The organism is Nodularia sp. UHCC 0506, assembly GCF_034931045.1.
In the GTDB taxonomy this organism is placed as follows: domain Bacteria; phylum Cyanobacteriota; class Cyanobacteriia; order Cyanobacteriales; family Nostocaceae; genus Nodularia.
In genome coordinates this window covers 193,774-218,232 of the sequence record NZ_JAYGHH010000003.1, presented here as the reverse complement: position 1 = coordinate 218,232, position 24,459 = coordinate 193,774, and the positions used below count along the sequence as shown (strand labels likewise).

Sequence of the window (24,459 nt, the reverse complement as noted above, 5' to 3'; positions counted from 1 at the left end):
CTGAGAGGGTAAAGCACCTTGTATGAAAAGTGCTGGGTGCTATAAAGCCCTATGGGTAAAGCCATGCTGAGAGCAAAGCAGAGCATTAACCCATTGTCCAGTAATTCTCATACAAGCTCAAATCCAGTTCTAGCTAAGGTAATTTAAAGTGACTTCCCATGCAGATGAAATCCAAAAACTGATTGCAGACATTGACAACTTACTCAACAGCAGTGGTAAACGCCTATCTAGACTTTTATCTAGTCAAGCACCGGAAACCAGAGAGGTTTTAGAAAAAATTCGTACTTTCCTTGTCCAGCAAAAAGAAAACGAAATTTTAAATAGCAATCAGCAAAACCGACCGACTGGAGAGGTGCAAAGGTCGCCTTTGTTGGAGAAATTTGTCAATCAAGCTGGTAGCCAATCTCTGGCTACTCCCCAAAAATTATCAACACCACAAAATCAACCGACTACAGAACAAAGTAATTTACTATCTCAGCAATTAAACAGCGAATTATCGGCATTAATACAGCCGTTACAAGCAGAATTAACGGCAATGCTCCAAGATAGGGCTGCTCTTATACAGGAAATTAGGCAGTTAGAACAAAGGAAACTGCATAACTACTCTTTAAGTCAGCAGTGGGCTAACCAGGAGCAAATAATTTCCGAATTTTTGCAGTTACTGATGAGCCGTGTTGGAGCGAATTTAATGCCACAAATAGCGGATAATGTCGCCCATGATTCCAGTTCTGCTAATACGAACAATCAAAGCAATACAAAAGCAACGCCTTCGGTCACTCAACCTTTTTTAGAATCATCAGAACAGACGGAACGGTTAACACATTTAACGAGGGAATTAGATCAACGTCTATTATCTCTAGATGGGACTGTAAATTTTGTCTTTGAGGCCCTACAGCGTAATATTAATACTTATCATGAGTCATTATGCCAAGGATTGGCGAGAATGCACAGTACGGGTGTGCAGGGCGAGCAGTTAATGGCGAATTTTCTGAATAATTTAACGCAGAACTTGCCGCAACAAGCCCCAGTTACTATGTTATCTTTTCCAGAATTAGGCCAAAATCAACCCCTATCTCCACTACCATCATTATCAAACCAGACAAATCCTGTTACACCAGAAGCAATACCAGCAGAGAATTTAAATGATCAAACAAGTCGGTCGTGGGAATTTTTAGCGCCTGAAGTTTCGTCTGCACTTACATTTGACGATGAAGAAGATGTGATTGCTACAGATGATCTGGATGCCATGCTTTTAGAGTTGGGTGTAGATGATTCTTTATCATCTAGTAATACTGTCAGTGAAGTACAGCAAGATAGTTTGGAATTACTGAATGATGAAGTAGATCAACTTTATGCCAGTTTATTGGGTACGGCTAATTTAACTTATCTCAGCCTGGATGTAGAAGATTTATCATCGTCAAAGATTGCCGAGACTATACCTACTTCTCTCACTCATCCAGTCGAACCAGAGATGATCCCAGAAGATAATATTGCAGAGACTACACCTGCATCTATAACTCAACCAATAGAACACCATTCAGATCCTTTGTTTGAGTCAGCCGATGCAGAACCAGAGTCATGGCAAGAATTGTTTTTTGAGGAAAATACCAATTCAGATCAACCGATTGTTACTTCTGCATTATCTAGCTCCCCCATAGAACCAAGCAGTGTTGATACGATTACAGCCTTGAGTGATTTATTTGCTGATTTAGAGAGTGAACAGCAGATAGAAATTGCTTCTGATTTGGAAACAGCAGCAGTAATAGCCGAAGAGACTAATGTTAGTTACCCATCGCCAGTAGTTGTTCATGAACAGGAGTTGGGTTATGTAGATAACTATATTCCGGCTTCGCCACAGGAAAATTTGTTGTCACCAGAGGAGAATCAGTCTACCAATCTGCCGAATATTACTCTGGATGAAGAGCAAATACAACAATTGAATCAGGATTTGGCTAACTTTGATGAAATGCTTAAGGCTGATTTAAATTTGGATGTTGTTTTAGGTTCTGAAGATAGCATAGAGCCGGAAATTAGCACTGCATCTGATGTGGATACATTGGAGGTTCAACCCATATCTTGGGCGCAAACAGAAGCTGATTTAGATTTTAGTCCCCTCACTGAAAAAACTGAGACAGTTGCAACTGCTGGAGAAGAAGGTGCTGTAATTTCACAATTTGTAGATCATACAGATGTTGCCCCCAATACCCACGAATCCCTGTGGTATCTAGGTCTTGATGTGGGTACAACTGGAATTTCTGCGGCTTTGTTGAATCGTTCTACGGCTGTTGTTTATCCTATCTGCTGGTCAGCAGAAAACCCACAGGAGGTTACTTCCTTTCAACAGTCGTTTCGTTTACCAGCAGAGGTTTATCTCCCGACGACTTCTGTACCTCCAGGAGATCCGGAAAACTCAGAAACACAAGCGGCTATAGAACATAATTCTTGCTCAGTGCAGTTGAAGCCTTATTTGCAGGTAGCTATCTCATATAAGAACGAAAAACAAAAATGGGAACCTGTCTTACAGTTCAATAAATTTTCGGCGGGACCTTTGATTTGGGTTGTGCGATCGCTCTCTAAGTTACTGTTAACGTTAAAATCGGATAGCCACAGTACAACTCAAGGTTTAATCGCTAGTGCGGTGGGTTTAGATGCAGAAAATTTTCATCACATTATTAATCAGATTGCTGGTGTCATCTGCACCTTTCCATCTAGCTGGTCAGAACAATATCGGTTTAATGTGCGTGAAGCTGTACTGACTAGCAAATTAGTCCAACATCCACAGCAAATATTTTTTGTAGAGGAAGCGATCGCTAGTGTCCTCAGCATACTTGATAGCGCTGATGGTGAAACAGTTCAAATCAGCAATTTCCAAGGTTTACAACTAGCAAAACCTAGTGAAGATGCTCTGGTTGGTAATACCTTTGTGATTAATATTGGGGCAACTACTACAGAAATGACACTAGTTGATTTGCCAAATAACCTACAGCAATTGCAGCACAATGATTTCATGCTTCATAGTTTTGCTTACGCTAGTAATGGCATTGAGCAAGATATTATCTGCCAGTTACTGTTGCCGCCAAAATATCGGCAAATACGCGATATCAACTCAAAAGAAAGTACAACAGTCACTCATAATTATGGACAATGGCAACCAACTTTGCCGGGTTTAGATCAAATGCGTTGGGATAGTCTAGAATTGACAGAATTAGATTTACCCCAAGTAGGTGAACCAGATATCATTGCTCGGATTCGTCTTCAGCAGAAGTTAGAAAGTTCAGTGTTAGGACAAGCTGTATTAGATGCAGCAATGGCTTTAAAGCTAATTTTGCAACAGCAAGATTCCTTTACTCTAGAATTAGCGGATCAGCAGTGGATATTGAAGCGACGGGATTTAGAAAACCATGTATTTATCCCCTTTGTGCGCCGATTAAACCGAGAATTTAATAAGTTGTTAGTGGCTCGTGGTATACCTACAGAAGCAATTAATCAAGCTATTTTAACTGGCGGGGGAGCTGCTTTAGGAGTAGTGAATAATTGGCTCCGGCAAAAATTGCCTAACACCCAAATTATTCAGTATTTGTATCTGGGTGAAAACGGCGCTCCCAATTGTAGTCGGGTCGCATTAGGTTTGGCTATGTTACCTTTGCATCCCCAAGTTTTAGAAGAATCAAAGCAACAGTACACTGACTATTTCTTGTTTAGGGAATTACTGCGACTTTTGCCAGATAGAACTTTATCTTTTGGCGAAATTCTCCAACTATTTGAGGGTTGTGGGATTAATACGAGTATTTGTCAGCAACGCTTATTGGCTTTCTTAGAAGGTGAGTTACCGCCGGGTTTAATACCTGCAACTCCTGATTCTACTTGGCTTTGCAGCCATTCTGAAAATAACTCTGACTATCAAGCGATCGCAGCTACACCACTGTTTGAAAAGCGGGGAAATTTGACTTATCGTCCCAATTTTTCACAAGTGCAGGTTTTGCGCCGCTATTTGGATGCAATCAAAGCTAGTAATCAGCAATCCATTGAGGAACCTTACACGGCTAATTTCGCTGTAGAAGTGAATTCTTAAAAAGGTGGGCGGGCCAGATGCCCACCCCACAAAGGTTCCATTTATCCCTTGACACCACTACCTGTTTCTGTGGGGACAATGTAGCGCTGTAAAAATAAAAATAATAGCAGCACTGGAGCAATAGAAATTATTGAGCCAGCAGCGACTAATCGCCAGTCTAAAGAAAATGTCCCCGCTAATTTTGCTACTCCCAAAGGTAGGGTATATAAGCTTTCATCTTGAATGACAATTAATGGCCAAAGAAAGTCACTCCAAGAACCAATAAATACGAAAATAGATAAAGTAACTAATGCTGGGCGAATTGCTGGCAACATAATATGCCACCATAAGCCTAGCTCTGAACTACCATCCATGCGGGCAGCTTCTTCTAGTTCTTTAGGGACACCCATAAAAGCTTGTCGCAGTAAAAAAATCCCAAAAGCTGAAGCTAAACTCGGAAAAATTATGCCTAAATAAGTATTTCGTATACCTAATTGGACTGTCAAAATATACAGGGGAATCATCACAATTTGAAAGGGAATCATGATGGTAGAGACGATGGCAATAAAAATCGAATTTCGCCCCACAAATGAAAGTCTAGCTAAAGGATAAGCAGCTAAAGAACAAAATAGTAAGTTTAAACCGACAGTCAGCACGGCAACCAATGTACTGTTATAGAGGTATTTTGTAAAAGGTAGCGATCGCCATACACTAACGAAGTTATTTAATGTTGGTTGACTGGGTAATAACTGCGGCGGCGATTGTAAAATATTCTCTGTGGGAGACTTCAAAGCTGTACTAATGAGCCACAATAAAGGAAACAGCATGAACAGTGCGATCGCGCCTAATAACCCGTAGATTAAAATAATTTTTAGTCGTGAATTAGAGATTTTCACAATCACAATTGGTTTAAATTCAAGAGTTTTCAGTGACCACCATTTGTAATGGTTTATCCCAAGATTCCAGAGGTATTTGGGGTAAATACGCAAAATCAAAAACAATACCTATAGTTGGCTTATTTGCCCAATTTGGTGAACTGAGTAAACGGTCATAATATCCACCGCCATAGCCTAGACGATATCCCTGATAATCGCAAGCCACACAGGGAACGAGAATCAAATCAACATCAGCAGGTTCTATACTTGGGGTATCAGGAACAGGTTCAGTAATACCATAAGCACCAACTTGAACAGAATCTTCAGGTTTCCAGAAATGCCAATGCAGAGACTGACCAACACAGCGTGGAAAACCCCAATTATATTTAGTATTTGTAAACAATGGACTCAAATCAGGTTCTTGACGAAAGCTGAAATAAGCAAGTATTGTTTTAGCTTGGGTAAATAGAGTATACCCTTGCAACTGCTCACAGATGCGATCGCTCCTTTCCCTCCATTCACCCCCAGACATTAATTGCCGTTTGTGTAGTAAAGTTCGACGTAAATCAACCTTCCCCATTTTCCAAACCTCCGCGCACCTTTGCGCTTTCCTTTGCGAGCCTCTGCGTTAAAAAAAAGGTGGGCATCGCCCACCCCACATCAGCTATGCAGCGTTTTGCCGATACCACTCAATCGTATTCTTTAGCCCTTGTCTAAAACTTACCTGAGCCGTAAAATCAAAAGCTTCCTTAGCCCGTTCAGTATCCAAACAGCGCCGGGGTTGACCATTAGGCTGATTTGTTTGCCAAACAATTTCACCATCAAACGCCATCAATTCGCAGATCAGAGTAATTAAATTGCGGATAGAAATTTCCTCGCCTGTTCCCAAATTCACTGGTTCAGCGCCATTGTAGGAAGTTGTACCCATAACAATTCCCCGTGCTGCATCCTCCGAATAGAGAAACTCACGGGTAGGACTACCATCACCCCAAACCGGAAGTTGTTTTTCTCCCTTGATTTGGGCTTCATGAACTTTGCGAATTAAAGCCGGAATCACGTGGGAACTAGTGGGGTCAAAATTATCTTCAGGGCCGTATAAATTTACTGGTAACAAGTAAATACCATTAAAGCCATACTGCTGGCGGTAAGATTGCAATTGCACTAAAAGCGCTTTTTTAGCAATTCCGTAGGGAGCATTTGTTTCTTCTGGGTAGCCATTCCAAAGGTCATCTTCTTTGAATGGCACTGGTGTAAATTTGGGATAAGCGCAAATTGTACCCACGCAAACAAATTTTGCGACTCCAGCTGCATGGGCAGCGTGAATTAGCTGAGTACCCATGATCAAGTTATCGTAGAATAACTCGGCGGGTTTTTCGCGGTTCAAACCAATACCACCAACGTGAGCTGCTAAGTGGATAATAATGTCTTGTTGGTCAACTGCGCGTTGGCAATTTTCCATCACACGTAAATCATGCTCACGCGATCGCGTAACTGTAATTTTGGCACTATCAGCCCCAGCCTGACACAGCTGCGAAATCACCTGACGACCCAGGAAACCCGCGCCACCAGTCACGAGAATCCTTTGATTTGTTAGTTCTAAGGCGGTCATAATTTTATTCTTTGCAGTATAAATTCAGAAGTGGAGAGCGCCCAGTTCTTGACGAGTAGTAGCAATATCATCAGAGGCTGTACCATTGCCATTGGGTGAAGTATGACCCAACGCCTGTAAATCTGCTTCTACCATTAGAGACACCAATTCATCAAAGGTTACTGATGGTTCCCAACCTAACTTTTGTTTAGCTTTAGTAGGATCACCAATTAACAAGTCTACTTCCGCCGGACGAATATAGCGATCGTCAAACTCGACATAATCTTCCCATTTCAGGTTCACATAACCAAACGCCTTTTCTAAAAATTGGCGTACAGAGTAAGTTTCACCAGTAGCAATTACGTAGTCTTCCGGTTTTTCTTGCTGCAACATTAGCCACATTGCCCGCACGTAATCTTTGGCATAGCCCCAATCTCGTTTGGAATCGAGATTACCCATATAAATTTTCTTCTGTTTACCAGCCACAATTTTAGCAACTGCTCTAGTAATTTTACGGGTGACAAAGGTTTCACCCCGCCGGGGTGATTCGTGGTTAAATAGTATGCCATTACAAGCAAACAAATTATAAGACTCACGATAATTCACAGTTTGCCAGTGGGCATAAACTTTTGCACAAGCATAGGGACTGCGGGGATAAAACGGAGTTGTTTCGCTTTGGGGGACTGCTTGTACTAAACCAAACATTTCTGAGGAACCTGCTTGGTAAAAACGCACCTGAATTCCTGTGCGTTGCTGATAGTCGCGGATGGCTTCTAGTAAACGCAGTGTTCCCATTCCTACCGCATCAACTGTATATTCCGGTGAATCAAAACTAACTCTCACATGAGATTGAGCGCCTAAGTTGTAAATTTCCGTGGGCTGGACTTCTTCTAAAATGCGGCGTAAGGTCGTACCATCAGTTAAATCGCCGTAGTGAAGAAATAACCGCACTCCTTGTTTGTGAGGATCTTCATACATATGATCAATGCGATCTGTGTTGAAGGTAGAAGTCCTGCGAATAATGCCATGTACTTCATAACCTTGTTCTAGTAAAAACTCACTCAGGTATGAACCATCTTGACCAGTAATACCAGTAATCAACGCACGCTTGTTTTGGGTCATACTTAATTCTTCCTTGTTACCTTTGAGAAAATCGTTACAGGCTAATTTATCCAAATTAGCAGCTAAAGACTAGATTGCCTGATGGAAAACCTCATATTTTCCAGAATCAACAGAGGTGAGTCGTAACTAAATATACTTATTAAAAAGTAATTTCACAAGTTTTTCCCCAGCATCTGATTGTAGATCAGCCCGAATATAGGATTTACGCATTGACAGATTATACAAAATCTGATGTGTGGGTTGCAGAAATTTTCAGCTGATTTTTCAGCGATAGCGAAGCGCTGCTGCAAGCAGTTCGCTATTTCTATTAATTTCAGCCTCAAAATCCGGCAGCGACGCAATTTATTTAATACACATAACCGTAATTCTGTAAAGTACATCAGCCCTAGTACCGCAGGATAAAAGACAGAAAGCTGATGCTGTAGGTCAAATTAGTGTCTTAAAAATTCAAGGTGCGTTAACCCCAGGCATAACGCACCCTAATAGCGTGAAAAGCTGAAAATGTTGCAATAGAAAATGTTCGTAGTTGCGCTTTAGCGCTATTTTACCTAGAAATCTAATGTACTACTTTAGCCTTGTCAGTCTACTAATGGCGTGAAAAGCTTAAAATGTTACATTAGGGAAATTCCCCAAAAATCTCTGGTAATATTTTCTTTTTTGAAAACAACAAAATAGCGCTAACTATTTTTCTAAATTCCCCGCGTGTAAACCGCACTCTTTCATTGTGGATTCTTCCCACCACCAACGGCCTTCGCGTTCATGCTGGCTGGGTAACACAGGTCTAGTACAAGGTTCACAACCAATGCTAACAAAACCCCGTTCGTGCAACTTATTATAAGGAACATCTAAGGCGCGGATGTATTCCCACACTTGTGCAGAAGTCCAGTTTGCTAAGGGGTTAAATTTAATTAACTGATGGTCTGGGCTAGAAAAAGCAGTATCAATTTCAATTACAGGGATATGGTTGCGAGTACTAGGACTTTGGTCTTTACGCTGTCCAGTAATCCAAGCATCAAGAGTATTGAGTTTGCGGCGTAATGGTCTAACTTTGCGAACTCCGCAACATTCTTTGTGACCATCTTTATAGAAACTAAACAAGCCCTTTTCTTCGACTAAAGCTTGTACTTCCGCCGCATCTGGGAATTGGACTTCTAATTTAATCCCATAATGTTCTCTGACTTGATCTAATAACTGATATGTTTCAGGGTGTAAGCGTCCGGTATCGAGGGTAAAAACGCGGAAGTCTTTGGTAATCTTTGAGGCGATATCAATTAGGACAACATCTTCAGCACCACTAAAAGAAATCGAGAGATTATTAAAATTTTCCAAGGCAAATGTGATAATTTCCCTTGGTGTTCTTTGGCTATATTCTGCTTCTAAGGCGGGAATATTTAAATTTGTTTGGGCAGCTACCATGTTTTTAGTGTTCTCCTCTGGCTCACCCTAGATTTTACCAAGTTGAGATGTTCCACCGATACATTTCTCCGAGAAATTTGCAATTCCTCACTAAATTATGCAGGATTTAGCGGATGTCAAATACCTGAAATATTTTCTGGTAGGCAGTTTTTGCGAGTTGTTCAGCTTCACTTCGTTCTTGATTACTGACAGTTTCGCGCATTTCTTCCCCATAATCTTCAAATTTGACTGTTAATTTCCCGTTCTCAAAAAAGAAGGTTTCCCCGTTATGAGTGCGCTGTACAGCTTTGACTTGGCCTTTCTCAAACCAGATATTTAGACCATCACCTAATTCAGTGAGGAATTCTGACGCTTTCACAGGCCGACCACTAATAGTACAGACTGAGTAAGTGAAATAACTATCAATTTTGGTTTTTTCTTCGCAACCTTGAGTTAGTTGTTCTAGGGATTTCATGCTTTGCTCATAGAAGCCCTGAGAATTGGTATTTTCAGTATTGGGCAAACTACCATCGCCGATAACACAATCATCGGGAATACCATCACAATCAATCGGCTGACCAACAACTGGTTGCGATTTTTGCAAAGGTTTCTGAATGTTGGTTTGTTGAAATTCCGGTGGTGCAGTTGTTGCAGAGGGTGGAACAGTGGGGAGTACAGTAGATACAGGTGTGATAGATGCCCCCGTAGGAGTTGATTGGGCTGAAATTTCAGATTTCTGACAAGCGCCTAACAGCATTCCCAGGGAAATTAAGGTTATTAATTGTATTCTTGACACGGTGATCATTTTTTGGTGACGAACCACTGTGCCTTATTATTCCCTATTCACAGCCAAATAATCACAAAAATATTCATACAAACCATTTTTTAGGGTTTATCGGTGGTTCATTACTTCTTCAACGAACGCATTAACTCTTTGATGCTCATAGTATTTATGTGCTGCCATAGCCATAGCTAAAAATCCCCAAAGAATCATCCCTGCCAGACTTACCATCGTACTATTACCAACTAATTGTACACAAGCAGTTAGACCAATAGCACGGGCGGCACTGACAAAACTATCAAACCTGGCTTCAGTATATTGGAGAACACTAGCAATTATCAAGATTAACCCACCAAGATAAGGAATTGCACCCAACCAACCCAGGGTAAAGAATATATCAAGAATGCCACTATCAAGCACAAAAACTTCTAAGTGACCAGTTTTTTCATCGACAGTCCAGATATTTCCTAACCCATTACCTAAAACATTAGAAAGAGCTAAAGTTAAATTTCTGTCATAGCTTCCTGACCTATCTTGAAAGCTAGTATCATTCTCCAAATTAGCAAAACTTTCAAAACGCTCTGTAACTACAGTAGAAATTGGCTCAATGTTTGTCAATGGAACAACGCACATCACCATGATTAAAATGATGGCAATTAAGCGCATTTGAATATGTGCTTTTACCGAGCCAAAAATCAACACTATTCCTAACAACCAACCTAACCAACTAGTACGTACTTGGGTTAGTAGAAACGATAAGTAGCCAACTGCTGATGCCGGAAAAATTAAGGTTCCCGAACTTGTAAATAATAACAGCAAGCCTGTTTGCATCACATAGGCAAAGGGTCCTGGTGAGTGTAGAGTACTCCAGACACGCATTCCAAAAGGTTCAGGATCTCCCGCACTCGTAAACATTTGGGATTCCATTAGCCAGTATCTATCCCATTCAGGTGCTACCACAAATTGATAAACACCATAAATGCCTAAAATCAATACACCCCAGAGGAATATACGTTGAAGATTCTGACGATAGCTGGGATAATTTCGCCAATTTATAAACAAGTGAAAAGCAAAAATAATTGGACTGAGCCAATCTAAAAAGCCCCGTGCAACAGGAAGTGGTGTATTATAAATCAGACCCACTAAAGAACCATAAAATACACCAATAAACGCCAAAATAAACGGCAATCCTCCCTGTTTTATAGCGCGGGGAGAGTGTTGTAAAAAAGTGGCTATGGTGACAAATACGACTAAATAAGGTGTTACAAGTATCTGACGGGTGGGGTCCCAGCCAATTCGATAATCAACGAGGCGAGTAGCTAAGGGTGTTAAGAACCATATCCACCAAGTAAAGCCGATATAGAGAATGGGATGCCGTAAGTATAAAAATACTGCTACCGCTAAAGCTGTCACCGGATAAATTAAGCGCAATAAAGCAGTTGCACCGGCAAAATAGCAAACTACATTCAGTAGTATAAAAGACAAAATAGCCAGCCAACCCTGTAGCGATCGCTCTTGAGGAAAAAAGTTGGATTCTAAAAAAGTATTGAAATGTATTTGTTTAGAAATCACGATGAATCTACCAATCCTATACTTTAAATCAGAGGTATAAAAACAAAACCTGCTTAATTACGAATTACGAATTACGAATTACGAATTACGAATTACGAATTACGAATTGTTTCCGTGCTTGCCAACGTCCACGCCAAGACCCTATTAATTTTCGTCCAGCAATTTGACCTTGACTCGGCAAAAGTCGTAGCCATTGTATTAAACCTAAACTTTCTCTTGTTCCCACTAAGACTGCCCAAAGCCAAAATACAACATGGCGCGATCGCGGCAAATGTTCTAATAAAACCAAAGTCTCATTATGGACTAAATTAATAAAAGCAACTTCATTAAAATTGTGGCGTTGATCTTCATCAAAACGTTGGGCGGGATAATGATCTACTGCCACACTTGGATCATAAATCATTTTCCAGCCAGCCCGTTTTAAAGTGAGAGTAAATGCCATTTCAAAATGAACTTGCGCTCCTGTTCCACGCATTCGGTGATCAAATTTTAATTGTCCGATTGCTTGAGTCCGAAAACTCATATTTACGCCTTTGAGAACATCAACTTCACGGGGTTCTCCTACTCCTAAATGATGATTTCCAATGACTCGCCCGCACCATTGCAGCTTACCAACTATCGGCTGTTCACCGTCTTCGATTTTGTCGCCGTAGTGTACCCAATCACGACCACCAACACCACCAATACTACTATCACTAAGAAAGTGAGCATTGATTTTTTCTAACCAATCAGGATGAGGTGCAGCATCATCATCAGTAATAGAAAAAATGTCTCCTACTACTGCGGCTAATCCGGCGTTAAGTGCCGCGACTACTCCCGATTGTGTCACCGTTACAGTTTGCAGTGGTAAATTTTGGGAATTAAATTCAGCGAGGAATTCCCAAGTTTCTGTATCCGTATCCCGAACCACTAATATTAATTGATCAACAGGTTTAGTTTGGGCTTGGAGTGCCAAAAGGCAACGTGATAGATCCAGAGGACGGCGATAAGTGGGGATGAGAACTGTATTTCTCATGATTAATTAACTCCTCAAATAGATCCAGATAAGTTTGTGCCATGTTCGTCCAACTATGTTGTTCTGCGACTAAACGCGCCGCTTTCCCCATCTGTTGGCGCAAGGTGCGATCGCTTGTTAGTAACTGCATTGCTTGTGTCAAAGCTTCCGGATCATCTGAGTCTGACAAAACTATCCCCGATTCTGGTGTTACCAAGTCTGCTGCACCGGTGGAAGTAGCTGTAATTACGGGTAAACCAGAAGCCATTGCTTCAATCACTACTAAGCCAAAGGGTTCATAACGTGAGGGAAAAACCAAGAAATCTACAGCTTTCATCAGTTCTGGCACATCAGACCTTTGTCCCAAAAAATGTACGCGCTGACTCAAACCCAGTGATTTTGTTAACTGAAGATAGGGACTTCCTTCAGTATTTCCCGCTACCGCTAAATGTAATTCAGGAACTTTGACTAAGGCTTGTAAGACTGTATCTAAGTTTTTACGAGAAAGTCTGATGTCACCTGCAAATAGTGCTAGGGGTACGCTTTCAGGTAGTTGCCATTTTTGGCGATCGCTAACTCCTGGGGAAAACTCTTGCAAATTAACGCCGTTTAAAATTACTTCGATTGATTCTGGCGGTACACCTATTTCTAATAAATCTTGGGCAACTTTATCAGAAACGGCCACTACTATTTGCGCTTTACGAAAAGCCTGTTTTTCCCAACGTGCATTTAAAGTTGTGTATAGCCACTGATACAAATTATATACAAAATTCTGTGACTTTGGTTGATTTTTACTAGAGGTAAATTTCATCCAAGAATTATGCACAAAATGTACTGCATTCACAGATCCAGGTGCATTAGTAATCGCCCCATTTACTTTTACTATGTCAATTTCTGAGCGATGTTTTTGCAACCATTTTGTGCTTTTGCTGGAAAATATCAAGTTGCGAATAAATTCGGTAGGCCATCCTTTAATAGATATAGGAATCCAGTTGACCTGGGGATTTTTTTGGAGTTCTAAAGCTACATGACTGGCTAATAATGTCAGGTGATAACCGCGACGAATTGCTTCTTGGGCAACTTCATAGTTAACTCTACCCTGACCATCGCCTTTTTGTACGGTATGGGTAACAATGCAAATTTTCATTTATTTAGCTTGAAAGTTGAAAAAATCAGAAAAAGCATTACCAAAAAGTGTTATAAGGACTAAAATTTTAATTGACTAATCTAGTTTTATTTTGATATTTCTGGATTAGCTAATATTTTCGGGATAAAGCTGAGAGTCAATGCTACTATGGTGCGGAAATTAAATTTTTGCTGTCTTAATGCTTGCCATAAGTAAGAACGTGCTAATTCTGTTTGTTGATTCCGCAGTAAGCCAATACCTAAAGTTGTATGAGATTCTAACCATTTTTTTTGAAAGTAGGTTTTGAATTCCTGTATACGATGGTCTTCTATAAATATTTTGTAGCAGAACAATTCACTTTTAGCTTTGCGGATTTTAGCCTGCACATTTTTACTACCACTCAGCTTAGTATCAGTTTGTTCGTGGTCTCGATATAATGTGAGTTTTTCTGGATGATAGTAAGCACCATAACCAGATATACAGCAGAGGTAGGTTAAATATAAATCCCACATACCGCCAACTTCTGCGGGAATACTATCCCAATCAATTAAATTATTCCGAATTAGACAAGCAGCAGCAGTGGCGATACTTTTATCTATTAACCCAATTTTAGAGAATGGTTGATGAACTCCTGGGGCAAGTTTATTTCGTTTGTAACTACGTGTATTTACCTCTGTTTTAGTATTGTTAATTTTACTCTCTGCATCAATAATATATTGATCACAAAAAGCCAGAATTAAATTAGAATTGGCTTCTAAATGTGGTACAAGTTTATCTAAAAAATCTTGATTCCACATATCATCATCATGGAGACTAGCAAGATATTTACCACGTGCCATTTTGAAGGCGTACATCTGGTTGGCAATCATGCCCAGATTTTGCGGTTGTCGCCAAAAGCGAATGCGTGGATCTGCAAAAGATTCTACAAGTTTTTGGGGACTTTCTGGACTACAGTTATCCGAAATAATAATTTCAATATTTTTATAAGTTTGGTTAACTGCACTCGCGATCGCCTGCTGGAGATACTCTGGTCGGTTATAAGTCGGAATCACTACACTAACCAAAGGTTGAGAATGTTGCATAGTTGGTGACACTAGTTTAATTTGTGAGATTTTGTAATTAAATATTCCGATGGAAATAGATTTTATCTATTATTTGTATGATTAAATACTTAGGTGTACTATAGGAATCCGGTTTGGTTTATGTTCGCGTAGCGTGGCGTAGCCATATTTACTCGTAGAGGTAGGGAACAGGGAACAGGGAACAGGGAACAGGGAAGAAGGAATCAAGGAATAGGTCGTTTTGTATGGCTTACGCCACGCAAGCTATCAAAATTCAAATAGGAGTCCTATATAAATTTTGGATTGAGGTATTCATATTTAAGAAAACCTCAATTTACAGCCAATTTTTCTCAGATTGGACAATAATTTAATATCTGATTTGTCTGAGTTCTAGTTTCAAATTCGGCGATGGTTTTAGCATAAATTTGTGCTAGTCGTTGGACGTGGATATCAATAGTAAATTCTTGCTGATACCAAGCCTGACCAGTTTCACCCATCAGTCGGCTTTTGGGATAATTTGCTGCGAGTTCGTTAATGGCAGCTGCTAACTGTTTGATGTTGTTAGGTGGAACTAAAATTCCTGTTTCACCATCTCGGACGTGTTCAGGAATACCACCGACTGCACTAGCAATAATTGGTCGATAGTGAGTGTAGGCTTCGAGAGTTACCAAACCAGCAGGTTCTGGCCACAGACTGGGAAACACTACAGCAATGCACTGTTGATAAAGTGATTCTAGTTTTTCACCATTACACCAACCATGCCAAGTAATGCGATCGCTTAACCCCATTTGACGTGCTAATTTTTCCATGCTGGGCTTACTCCAACCATCACCGGCGATGTCTAAATGAATGCGTTGGTTAGTTTGCGCTAAAGCTTTAATCAGCCATTCCACCCCTTTATCGGGAACTATCCGACCAACGAACAAAATGCGCTGACTTTGATGAGTTGCCCAATTTAGCGGTGCGGTGGGGTTTTTGGGTGCTTTAACACCGCAGCGCAGTGTTATTACTCGTTCAGATGCTAAACCACTATTAATAATTTCCTGACGCACATAATCACTATTAGCAATTACAGGAATTTGCAGTTTTTTCAGGGTTTCTAGAGGCTGATGAGCATTTTGCCAATTCTGAAAAATTCTTTGCGGCCGGCGACTACCACAGCCATCTACTAAATGTCCCCAAACACATCCCAGAGGACTCATCATGCGATCGCAAACTTTTCCCCGCTTGGCTAAATATTTTGTGCCACTAGGACAATAGCTACAGTGATTGTGTAGAGTAAATATTGCCGGGCATTCTTCCTGTAAATCCAGCAACATATCTGGGTCGTGAATGTGCAGCAATTGGGGCTGTTGCTGGTCTATACTTTTGAGACAAGATATAGTGCGATCGCTCACCCCAGTCATTTGAGAATTTACTAAAGATGCTAAATAAGTTTCAATACCACCACCCCCTTTGATATCAGCACGGGAGCAATGATAAATCATTTTTTTATCAACCAATGTATGAATCATATATAACTTGTTGATTTGTCGCTAAAGTTTGGATTTTCCTAGATAAAAATTGCTAAATAGCGCTTGATTTTGTAAGACTTGCAAAATTATTTACGCTTTCTGACCTCAGTATTTTCTACTCATCCAAAATTTATGTCTAATATCACTAACATAATGACGTACAGCAATTTTTTTACTAGCAAATTTATCTGGATAGATAAATTGATCATTCACATTCATGACATATTTTTGTGAGCATAATGGAACCCCACGATTATGATGAATTGTCAGATGCACAATTGTTTGTTCAGTAAAATAGCTTGGTGTTCCCACTAAATTAGCCAAGCGTTTAATTGCAAAACTCCAATCCAATTCATGCTTAAATAAAATAAATCCCGCATTTACAGGGTTTATTTTCTCCATATCTTCATAAAGGATTCTGCTATCCAGTGAATTTGAGCAATCTGGTAAATAATGACAGACTTGACTATCTAAATTAGCTAATTCAACTAAGTCAATTCCCCCTGGGAAGAATAAAATATCTGAGTCTGTATATATAGTTGCACCATCAATAAGAATTGACATCAATGCTGATAATTTTTTACCCATTGGATGCACTTGAGCATAATCAGATACACATTGGGGCAAATCTGTTTTGATAAATTTGTGGATAGGTATGACCTCAACACAGGGGTGAATGCTGCACAGTAACTGACAACTCAAATTAGTGTAGCTACCATCAGAAATAACAGTAAATGTTTTAGGGATACCGACATTACTAATAAATGAGCGAATACTTGCCACTTGTTCTGCTAAGTCGCGCTCACAAGACAAAGAATAGACGCTAAGAGGGACATTTTGAGTTGTTTTAATGCTACTTTTAACTGTTTGAGAAATTTTTGATTTATAGCGCTGTCGGTTAAATTTTCCTTGGATACGAGCAGCATGATAGCCAATATTTACCATTTACCTAACCTCATTAAAAAGCCCAATTATTGACTTCAATTAAGTTTGCAAACTAGAAGCATTAATTCCGGAAAATTACAGTAATTTTCCGGGAATGAATTATCAAGATTTATCCAGTTTGACCCATTTCATATTGAGTCTTATGATATTCCCATAGCTTGCCTTTAAGTCCTAGTAATTCTTGATAATTACCTTGTTCCACAATGCGTCCTTGTTCTAAAACCACGACTTTATCGGCTTGGGCGATAGTTGAAAGACGGTGAGCGATCGCAATCACTGTTCTACCTACAGATAGCTTTTCGATAGATTCCTGAATCAAGCGTTCAGTCATGGAATCTAGGGCGCTGGTGGCTTCGTCTAAAATCAGAATTTCTGGGTCACGCAACAAAGCCCGCGCGATCGCAATTCGCTGGCGTTGTCCCCCAGATAATCGCACACCCCGATCTCCTAATTGTGTATGCAACCCTTCAGGCATTTCATCAATAAATTCCAGTGCATTCGCTAGTCCAGCAACTCTGCGAATTTCAGCTTCCGTCGCCCCTTCTGTACCGTAGGAAATATTATTCCCCACAGAAGTATTGAAAATAAATGTATCCTGACTAACAACAGCGATTTTTTGGCGTAAAGAGTTAATGTCAAATTTGCGGATATTCATGCCATCAATCAGTACATCTCCTTCCGTGGGATCATAAAATCGAGGAATTAAATCAATTAATGTACTTTTACCAGCACCAGTTCCACCAACTAACGCTGTAGTTTTACCCTTTTCAATACTTAGGGTAATATTATTTAGCACTAAAGTATTAGCATCATAGCCAAAGTCAACAGAAACTATATCAATTGAATGCTGTAGCCCATTAAATTTGACATAGCCATTTTGTAAATAGGTTTTGTTGTCACTCCTGATCAGTTCTTTAATATTATCTGCTGCTCCTTGGAGGGTACTGAGATGCGCTCTAGTGCCATTAATATCTTGCACAATTGGCACAACTCTAAAGAGAACAAAGAAAAACGTCAATAAAGAAGCAACTTGTAAACTGCCATTAACAACAAAAACAGTAAATGCAAAAATAATCATGCCAATGAGAATCGTACTAGCTACAGCCTCAGCTAAGGGTCTAACCAGCGCCCAAGTTAATACAACTTTAGTGGAAGTGCTAACTAATTGATCACTAGCCTTATAGAAACGCTGACGCTCAAACTCTTGAGTAGAAAATGCCTGAACTGTCCGAATAGCATTAATCAATTCAATAGCGATTGAGGTAAAATTTCCATTAGCAATAGAAGTGCTAAAGCTGGTTTCTCTGGCACGGGCATTGAGGGTTGATAATCCTACTCCCACTAAAGCAAATAGTAAAAAAGAAATAATGGTAAGCTGCCATGATAATAAACACATCGACACAAAATAGACAAAAACAGTAATGCCTCTAGTCATTAAAAATGCTGCTCCACTAAACCACTGTCTCATTCTTTCAATTTCAGTGGTAATAGTGTTAATTAGTTCACCAGACCGAGTTTTAGCAAAGTAACTTAAAGGTAAACCTTGCAACTGCTCAAAAATCTTTTTCCGCAAGCGGTCAGCTAGAAATAATTGAGATATTTCTGTATATACCTGTGCCAAATAATTAAAACCAGCACGTATCCACGTACTTAATAAAATTAGTAAGGAAATCCGATATAGTCTATTAATTGCTGACGCATTAGTAGCTAAAATCCAGGTATCAAACCAGGAAATTCCAATTTGAATTGGTTCAGCATCAGGGGTAGTTAGATTTTGCAAAAATGATAATAAAAACCCAATGCTAAAACCTTCAAAAGTTGCAGCAAGAAAGGAAAAAACTAAAGCAAGAATAGCAACTTTGCGGAAATTTTTAAATTCTCGTAATATTAAATAATTGCTTTGCCAAAATTTCGTATTTTTGAAATGATTAGCTACTATTTGAAAAGCTGGGATATACATGGTATTTCTTAATAAAAATGTGAACACTTAGATAATTCATATAGATGCTCAATAACCCTGTGGTCTTAAGTAAGGTAAAAAGCACTAATCTTTTGTTAAGGTGCGCTATGGCACTTGTCCTCACGCACCTAAGCAATTGAATTTAGTTCAGGAATAAATCACAGTGTTTGGCTATCCAAATGCAACAGACTTGACTCTTCCCATGCATCCTTGATCTTTGATAGTTGATTCATTTGCTGTTGTCCCGCCAAGGTGATTCGCACAGCATTTTCTAAAGTGCAAGTACGAGATCCCATCAAAGTCATTTCACCCCGTAGCACGTTCCACAACTGTGGTAGATGGTCTAAATCGTATTTCCGCATCAAATGGACTAGAGGCGTAATATTGAGATTTGAGGTTGTACAAAACTTGATGGCCCGAAAGATTTTACCTCGTTCCCCAACCTGCCACTCACTGCTAAAGGCTGATCCTGGTGATTCAATCTGTAAAATGACAAATAATCCCAGCATAATTGGACTCATTATTACTAGCAAAAATAAAGCGGCAATCCAGTCAATTAGTTTTTGCCAACGGCTAACTTGTTTAAACTGTTTATTGCTAGAGGGTAGGCGGAGAAATATTGGTTTACCCGCTTGTTCACAGGCTTCAACCCAAAGTTTGAGATCATATTCACCAACATTTGGATCTATACTCACCACATTTACTAGAGTTTTTTCTAAGCATCTGACTAATAATTCTTCGTCATGTAAAGAAGGTAGATGAATTTTTTGAGTGTTACTAGCAGATTTAACTAATAATTGACCTCGCCGCCATTGGAGGGTACAGGATGAAAAGTGATTATTTTTGTGTGCTTGAGTCTCACTATAGGAATTCTGAAGTGCAGGAACTAATGAAGTTGTCATAATGTCTTTGGAACTATAAAAGTGAATTTTGAGTTAATAGCAAAGGTTATCAAAGCCAAATACTCCGAACATAATTTTGTTTTGCCCCCAAAAGATGTAGGTAATTATGGGTACAAATATGCTTTGCAAACTGGCACTGTAGACAAGTCCAAGTTTTGGTAAATTATGCTGATGTAAAGATGCACAAATAATCAAGATCCTCAGCAGATAAGTAACAGTAAACATATTAGGAAAGCTGATTTAAAAACGTGGCGTGGGTTTCTCTCTGATAGCTAGGACTGATGGGAAGTGCAGAGGAAAATTTACCCGTCCCTCATATGCACTATTACTTTATATCTACGTTTAGTTACAACCACCTATTTTTTTGGCTCAGTTGGACAAGTGGAGAAGGGGCTTTAATGTCTAGGATATAAGACTTTGAGGAAATAGCTATATGCTGGGATGGATTCTTTATTTACTCTTTAAACTCTCAGTGATTTTTCTACTTTATTATAAAGCTGCTATAAATATACTTAGGTTGAAGTAATAGTAATGCAATTAAAAATTGATATTTAAAATAGCAGCACTGCCAAAATAAAAAACAAAAAAAAGATATGTGCGATCCCATACCAAACGGTGCGATCGCACATAATAAAAAACCTTTCAATTGGTAAATTTGCACACAGATACAAGTAGAAGTTTCCTATGCCCATGAACGCGATAAATCGCGCCTCTCCCCCCTCCCCAAAATATGCACTATTTTTCTTCTATTGCTTGTTGGAGTGCAAATTGAGACGACTCAGACGGCTGGGGATACTGTACATAAGTACTACCAGCATTAGAAACTCCATTTGCCACCACCCCAATCAAGTTCAACTTGCTCAACATGGCGGTAGCTTGAGCTAATTGGCTGCGAGTCACTTTACTCATACTTGCTGCCAACACTACACTACGACAAGATGAAGCTGTGAGCATAGCATCCACTAAACCCAGAACCGGAGGAGCATCTATGAGTACCAAATCATAATTATCCTCAAATGCTGCCATTAACTGCATCATGCGTGGTGAACTCAAAAGATGTGCTGGGTCAGTAGGTATCGGCCCGGCTGTCAAAATATCGATGTAAGCTGAACCTAAACTTGGAACACCAATTTGGTCAGGGATAGTGACATCACTAGCCAAGAGAGTAGATAGCCCTTGCTCATTAGGAAGATTGAGCTGTTCGTGGAGACTAGGCTCTCGTAAGTTGGCATCAATCAGTAACACCCGTTTGTGTAAACGAGCCGCACTCATCGCTAAACCCAATGCCAAAGCTGACTTACTCTCATCGCGTAAAGCCGAGGTAATCATCAGGGACTTCAAGTTAGCAACAGAATTTAAAAGTTCAATATTTTTGAAGATTAAATCCAGTGATTCCCAGCGTGGTGAGGACTGTAACACCTGAATTGTCCAAGGGGCTAAAACTTCTGGCTTACCAAAAGGCAACTTGATAATTGATTCTTTGTTCTTGGTCTTTGGTAATTTGGGAGTAGTTCCCAACAACGGCAAAGAAACCTGCTTTTCCAATTCAGCAGTTGTATGCACAGCATCATCAGAAGCTTCCCGAATAAAGGTAGCAATACCTCCTAACATCAAGCCAACAACTCCACCCAACAAGAGATTCTGCCGGAGATTGGGGCCTAAGTGCATACCTAATCGTGGCTCTTCCACAACTTCCCAATTAAACCCACCCTTGGCAAGTTCTTGGCGCAACTTCTGTTCGGCTCGCAATAGCTCTTCTAACCTTTCACGGCTAAATTGTAACTGTGGCATAATGCGATTGTAATAAGCCAACAGAGGCGGAAAGCGTTTAATTTCCAACCGCAACTGATTTTCTTTCTCCGCCAAAGTTTGATCGCGGGCGCTTAAAGCAACTATAGTCGTTTGCGTCTCCACTAACTGACTAGCCAAACTCAGATCAATTTCGCCAAATTGTCCTTGTTCTAAAAGCGGCACTTGGGAAGAAAATACACCATTAGATTGCACGCCTAAAGTTCTGCCAACCTCTTGTTGCAATAACCTCTTCTGGCTTTCCAGTTGTTCTTGAAATTGCTGCACATTGGGAGTTTCATCCGTAAAGCGCAAACGTTCTTGAGCTAATGCCAGTTCGGTTTTTTGAATTTCGTTGAGTAAGCCTTGGTAGCGAGTAGACTGGCTCAGACGAGAAGCAACCAGAGCATTTTGCGGAGAACGTTTCAGTTGTTCTTGCAAAGATTTTTGGCGGGCTACAGCCTCTTGATACTCAGAACGGGTAGTACGACGCTCTTGTTCAATAGTGTTTAAAGAATCTTCTAGCGCTTTAGCTTGTGATTCCGGATCGATTAAATTTTGGTTTCTGCGAAATCTTTGTAGGTTAGTCTCCGAGGCATTCACTTCCTCGCTGGCTTTACTTAACTGTTCCCTAACAACTTGTAAGCCTTTTTGTAAACGCGAATCCTGCTGCTGTTTATTGTATTCTACGTAAACTTGCCGAATCGCCTCCAAAACATTTTGTGTCTTTTCTGGATCTTGGGCAGTATAGTCTACTTGGAAAATTTTTGTAGCTACATTGTCTTCTTGCGTCCTGAGTTGATTCAGGATTAAAGATTCTTTAATTTCGTTGACAGTAATATCAGGGTAAACAGGTTGAAGTTTATTAACTGCCTGTTGAATGAGTCCTGAACTTTGCATGAGATTCAGCTGGGTAGCTGTATCTATCTGAATATCAGGTTCGATGAATTGGCTGTCCGCCCCAGCACCTTCTCGCCTCCCTTGATAGTTAGGTTCTACAAGCAGTTGCATTGAGCTTCTGTAGGTGGGTTTTGTCCTAGAAGTTACTACAGCCGCCATTGTAATGGAAGTAATAAATACGGCTAAAAACCAAGGAAATCTGCGAATAAATATTTTAAACAGCTGTCCGTAACTTGGCTCTGTATTAGAATTATTAACCTGATTTATACCGGGACTAAGACTAGCTTGATTCATGTTTATTATCCTTGTCTGCGAGACGCTACGCATAGCTAATATCCCCGTAGGGATAGAGTTAAATACACCAATTCGTAATTGCCCTGTGGCTACGCTTTCAGCGCAGCTATACTCATAGATTACGAGCCATAGGCTTTAAGTAATTCTAATTCGTGGTTCCAAAAATCAGACTCCTATTTTAATTGCTTAGTTTATCAGGATCACCTTCTTTTTGATAATTTTTATAAAAAACCTCAAGAATGATTAATTCATACTACAAGTTTGTGCAATAAGTTGCTCGACTTTGCCGAAAAATACTGGTTCAGAAAAATTGTTCACTGCATGCTTACGAATACTTTCATAATTCCAAGTGATTTCTCCGGACTCTAATAATGCAGATTGGATTGATTCGGGTGTTTGTCTCTTAAAAAATACCCCTGTTTTCCCGTGGATCTGTGTATCTAATACTCCACCTGCTCCGTAAGCAATTACTGGCGTACCACTAGCATTAGCCTCAACCGGAACTAGTCCATAATCTTCTAAAGCGGCAACTATCACAGACTTGGCTTTAGAAAATAAGTCTTTGCGTTGAGCATCACTGACGTGTCCTAAAAATTTAATATTATCTAGAGCCTTGGCTTTGAGACGTGCTTCTTCTGGCCCATCACCTGAGATTAATAATTGCCAACCTAGCCAATTAAATGCTTCGATGATGATATCTAGCCGCTTATAGCTGATCATCCGTGCCGAGGCTAGATAGTATTCATCTTTTATATCTGAAAAGAGAAAATTATTTGTATCAATTGGATAGTTAATCACAATTGCTTGTTTGTTGTAAATTTTTTGAATACGACGGGCAACTACACTAGAGTTAGCAATGTATAAATCCGGTTCCTGAGCATATTTCAGGTCTACATTTCTCATCAATTGAAAAACTTGTTCAATTAACGGTGTAAAATATCGATAGTCTCCATATTCCCTTAAATAAGTTTCGGTATCCCACAAAAAACGGGTAACATTATGACAAAAACAAATATGCTTTGCACCTTGACGTTTGCGTACTGCTTTGGCAAAACTAGTACTACTACTAATAATCAAATCGTAATCTTGTAGATCCAATGCCCGAAAAGCAGGAAAATACAAAGGAGCCATCAATCTAAAATACTTGGCTGCACCAGGAATTTTTTGTAGAAAAGTAGTTTGGACAATACGCTCACCCATATCAATAGTTTTTTGCGGATTGTATAAAGAGGTAAAAACATCTGCTTGGGGATAACGCTTACACAGTAATTCAAATACACGCTCTGCTCCACCGCGTTGGGTTAAGTAATCATGAACTAGAGCAATTTTCATAGTTTTATCTAAATTTATTTCTCAGTTTGTTGGAAAAGTTTCCAGCAAGTTGTATTTAACAACTTTAGTTTTCAGAGTTATCAATGCCCATGCTCATATCTTTAATATCATGTCCGTCTAATGAGTTATCATGGCCGCATCTGTGCAAAAACTGGAAAATTCTTTTTTCCTCTACGGCTTTTATGATAAGTCTTTCACCGGACACGATATAACCCTGCGTTCAAGCCCAAACAATGTAAAAAGATGCACGAGTTTTACC

Annotated in this window: 17 protein-coding genes; 1 reads left to right on the top strand and 16 read right to left on the bottom strand. The window is 39.8% G+C overall.

From position 1 onward, the window contains the following. Positions 1-148: 148 nt before the first annotated feature. Positions 149-4,072 carry a hypothetical protein gene (locus VB654_RS04120; RefSeq protein WP_323212194.1) on the top strand — a complete coding sequence of 1,308 codons (3,924 nt, stop codon included), beginning with the start codon at positions 149-151 and terminating at the stop codon, positions 4,070-4,072. 41 nt (positions 4,073-4,113) lie between these two features. On the opposite strand, the gene VB654_RS04115 is transcribed toward VB654_RS04120, so the two are convergent. The 16 genes from VB654_RS04115 to VB654_RS04040 form a co-directional block, all read right to left on the bottom strand. Then, the gene (locus VB654_RS04115; RefSeq protein WP_323212193.1) at positions 4,114-4,947 is read right to left on the bottom strand and encodes a carbohydrate ABC transporter permease; all 834 of its coding nucleotides are present in this window, start codon (positions 4,945-4,947) and stop codon (positions 4,114-4,116) included. A gap of 19 nt (positions 4,948-4,966) precedes the next feature. Then, on the bottom strand, positions 4,967-5,506 hold the full coding sequence (locus tag VB654_RS04110; RefSeq protein WP_323212191.1) for a 5-formyltetrahydrofolate cyclo-ligase: 540 nt from the start codon (positions 5,504-5,506) through the stop codon (positions 4,967-4,969). An 84-nt stretch (positions 5,507-5,590) separates the two neighbouring features. After that, on the bottom strand, positions 5,591-6,535 hold the full coding sequence (locus VB654_RS04105; protein WP_323212190.1) for a GDP-L-fucose synthase: 945 nt from the start codon (positions 6,533-6,535) through the stop codon (positions 5,591-5,593). 24 nt (positions 6,536-6,559) lie between these two features. Next, complete coding sequence (gene gmd / locus VB654_RS04100; RefSeq protein WP_323212189.1) at positions 6,560-7,636, bottom strand: GDP-mannose 4,6-dehydratase; 1,077 nt, start codon at positions 7,634-7,636, stop codon at positions 6,560-6,562. Between the two features lie 681 nt (positions 7,637-8,317). Then, positions 8,318-9,052: a phosphoadenylyl-sulfate reductase gene (locus VB654_RS04095; RefSeq protein WP_323212187.1), complete on the bottom strand. Its 735-nt coding sequence runs from the start codon at positions 9,050-9,052 to the stop codon at positions 8,318-8,320. A gap of 106 nt (positions 9,053-9,158) precedes the next feature. Then, the gene (locus VB654_RS04090) at positions 9,159-9,827 is read right to left on the bottom strand and encodes a hypothetical protein (protein WP_323212186.1); all 669 of its coding nucleotides are present in this window, start codon (positions 9,825-9,827) and stop codon (positions 9,159-9,161) included. A 96-nt stretch (positions 9,828-9,923) separates the two neighbouring features. Next, positions 9,924-11,384 carry an O-antigen ligase domain-containing protein gene (locus tag VB654_RS04085; RefSeq protein ID WP_323212185.1) on the bottom strand — a complete coding sequence of 487 codons (1,461 nt, stop codon included), beginning with the start codon at positions 11,382-11,384 and terminating at the stop codon, positions 9,924-9,926. Between the two features lie 85 nt (positions 11,385-11,469). Continuing rightward, positions 11,470-12,399 carry a glycosyltransferase gene (locus VB654_RS04080; RefSeq protein ID WP_323212184.1) on the bottom strand — a complete coding sequence of 310 codons (930 nt, stop codon included), beginning with the start codon at positions 12,397-12,399 and terminating at the stop codon, positions 11,470-11,472. Continuing rightward, the gene (locus VB654_RS04075; RefSeq protein WP_323212182.1) at positions 12,317-13,525 is read right to left on the bottom strand and encodes a glycosyltransferase family 4 protein; all 1,209 of its coding nucleotides are present in this window, start codon (positions 13,523-13,525) and stop codon (positions 12,317-12,319) included. The genes VB654_RS04080 and VB654_RS04075 overlap by 83 nt, the downstream gene beginning before the upstream one ends. Before the next feature lie 86 nt (positions 13,526-13,611). Next, positions 13,612-14,586, bottom strand: coding sequence for a glycosyltransferase family 2 protein (locus VB654_RS04070; protein WP_323212282.1), 975 nt, complete (start codon positions 14,584-14,586; stop codon positions 13,612-13,614). A gap of 329 nt (positions 14,587-14,915) precedes the next feature. Further along, positions 14,916-16,079, bottom strand: coding sequence for a glycosyltransferase family 4 protein (locus tag VB654_RS04065; RefSeq protein ID WP_323212181.1), 1,164 nt, complete (start codon positions 16,077-16,079; stop codon positions 14,916-14,918). A 105-nt stretch (positions 16,080-16,184) separates the two neighbouring features. Continuing rightward, positions 16,185-17,024 (bottom strand): hypothetical protein, encoded by an 840-nt coding sequence (locus VB654_RS04060; protein WP_323212180.1) that lies wholly within the window; start codon positions 17,022-17,024, stop codon positions 16,185-16,187. A gap of 109 nt (positions 17,025-17,133) precedes the next feature. Continuing rightward, positions 17,134-18,984 (bottom strand): heterocyst formation ABC transporter subunit HepA, encoded by a 1,851-nt coding sequence (gene hepA / locus VB654_RS04055; RefSeq protein ID WP_323212178.1) that lies wholly within the window; start codon positions 18,982-18,984, stop codon positions 17,134-17,136. A gap of 158 nt (positions 18,985-19,142) precedes the next feature. Further along, positions 19,143-19,886, bottom strand: a complete 744-nt coding sequence (hepC, locus tag VB654_RS04050; protein ID WP_323212177.1) for a heterocyst development glycosyltransferase HepC — start codon at positions 19,884-19,886, stop codon at positions 19,143-19,145. Between the two features lie 735 nt (positions 19,887-20,621). After that, positions 20,622-22,868, bottom strand: coding sequence for a polysaccharide biosynthesis tyrosine autokinase (locus VB654_RS04045; protein WP_323212176.1), 2,247 nt, complete (start codon positions 22,866-22,868; stop codon positions 20,622-20,624). A 243-nt stretch (positions 22,869-23,111) separates the two neighbouring features. Beyond that, positions 23,112-24,200: a glycosyltransferase gene (locus VB654_RS04040; protein ID WP_323212175.1), complete on the bottom strand. Its 1,089-nt coding sequence runs from the start codon at positions 24,198-24,200 to the stop codon at positions 23,112-23,114. Positions 24,201-24,459: the final 259 nt, after the last annotated feature.

Bases quoted from the DNA above. Each gene is read 5' to 3' on its own strand.
- VB654_RS04110 (WP_323212191.1), bottom strand. From the start codon at position 5,506: ATGGGGAAGGTTGATTTACGTCGAACTTTACTACACAAACGGCAATTA.
- VB654_RS04105 (WP_323212190.1), bottom strand. From the start codon at position 6,535: ATGACCGCCTTAGAACTAACAAATCAAAGGATTCTCGTGACTGGTGGC.
- gmd (WP_323212189.1), bottom strand. From the start codon at position 7,636: ATGACCCAAAACAAGCGTGCGTTGATTACTGGTATTACTGGTCAAGAT.
- VB654_RS04095 (WP_323212187.1), bottom strand. From the start codon at position 9,052: ATGGTAGCTGCCCAAACAAATTTAAATATTCCCGCCTTAGAAGCAGAA.
- VB654_RS04080 (WP_323212184.1), bottom strand. From the start codon at position 12,399: ATGAGAAATACAGTTCTCATCCCCACTTATCGCCGTCCTCTGGATCTA.
- VB654_RS04075 (WP_323212182.1), bottom strand. From the start codon at position 13,525: ATGAAAATTTGCATTGTTACCCATACCGTACAAAAAGGCGATGGTCAG.
- VB654_RS04070 (WP_323212282.1), bottom strand. From the start codon at position 14,586: ATGCAACATTCTCAACCTTTGGTTAGTGTAGTGATTCCGACTTATAAC.
- VB654_RS04065 (WP_323212181.1), bottom strand. From the start codon at position 16,079: ATGATTCATACATTGGTTGATAAAAAAATGATTTATCATTGCTCCCGT.
- VB654_RS04060 (WP_323212180.1), bottom strand. From the start codon at position 17,024: ATGGTAAATATTGGCTATCATGCTGCTCGTATCCAAGGAAAATTTAAC.
- hepA (WP_323212178.1), bottom strand. From the start codon at position 18,984: ATGTATATCCCAGCTTTTCAAATAGTAGCTAATCATTTCAAAAATACG.
- hepC (WP_323212177.1), bottom strand. From the start codon at position 19,886: ATGACAACTTCATTAGTTCCTGCACTTCAGAATTCCTATAGTGAGACT.
- VB654_RS04045 (WP_323212176.1), bottom strand. From the start codon at position 22,868: ATGAATCAAGCTAGTCTTAGTCCCGGTATAAATCAGGTTAATAATTCT.
- VB654_RS04040 (WP_323212175.1), bottom strand. From the start codon at position 24,200: ATGAAAATTGCTCTAGTTCATGATTACTTAACCCAACGCGGTGGAGCA.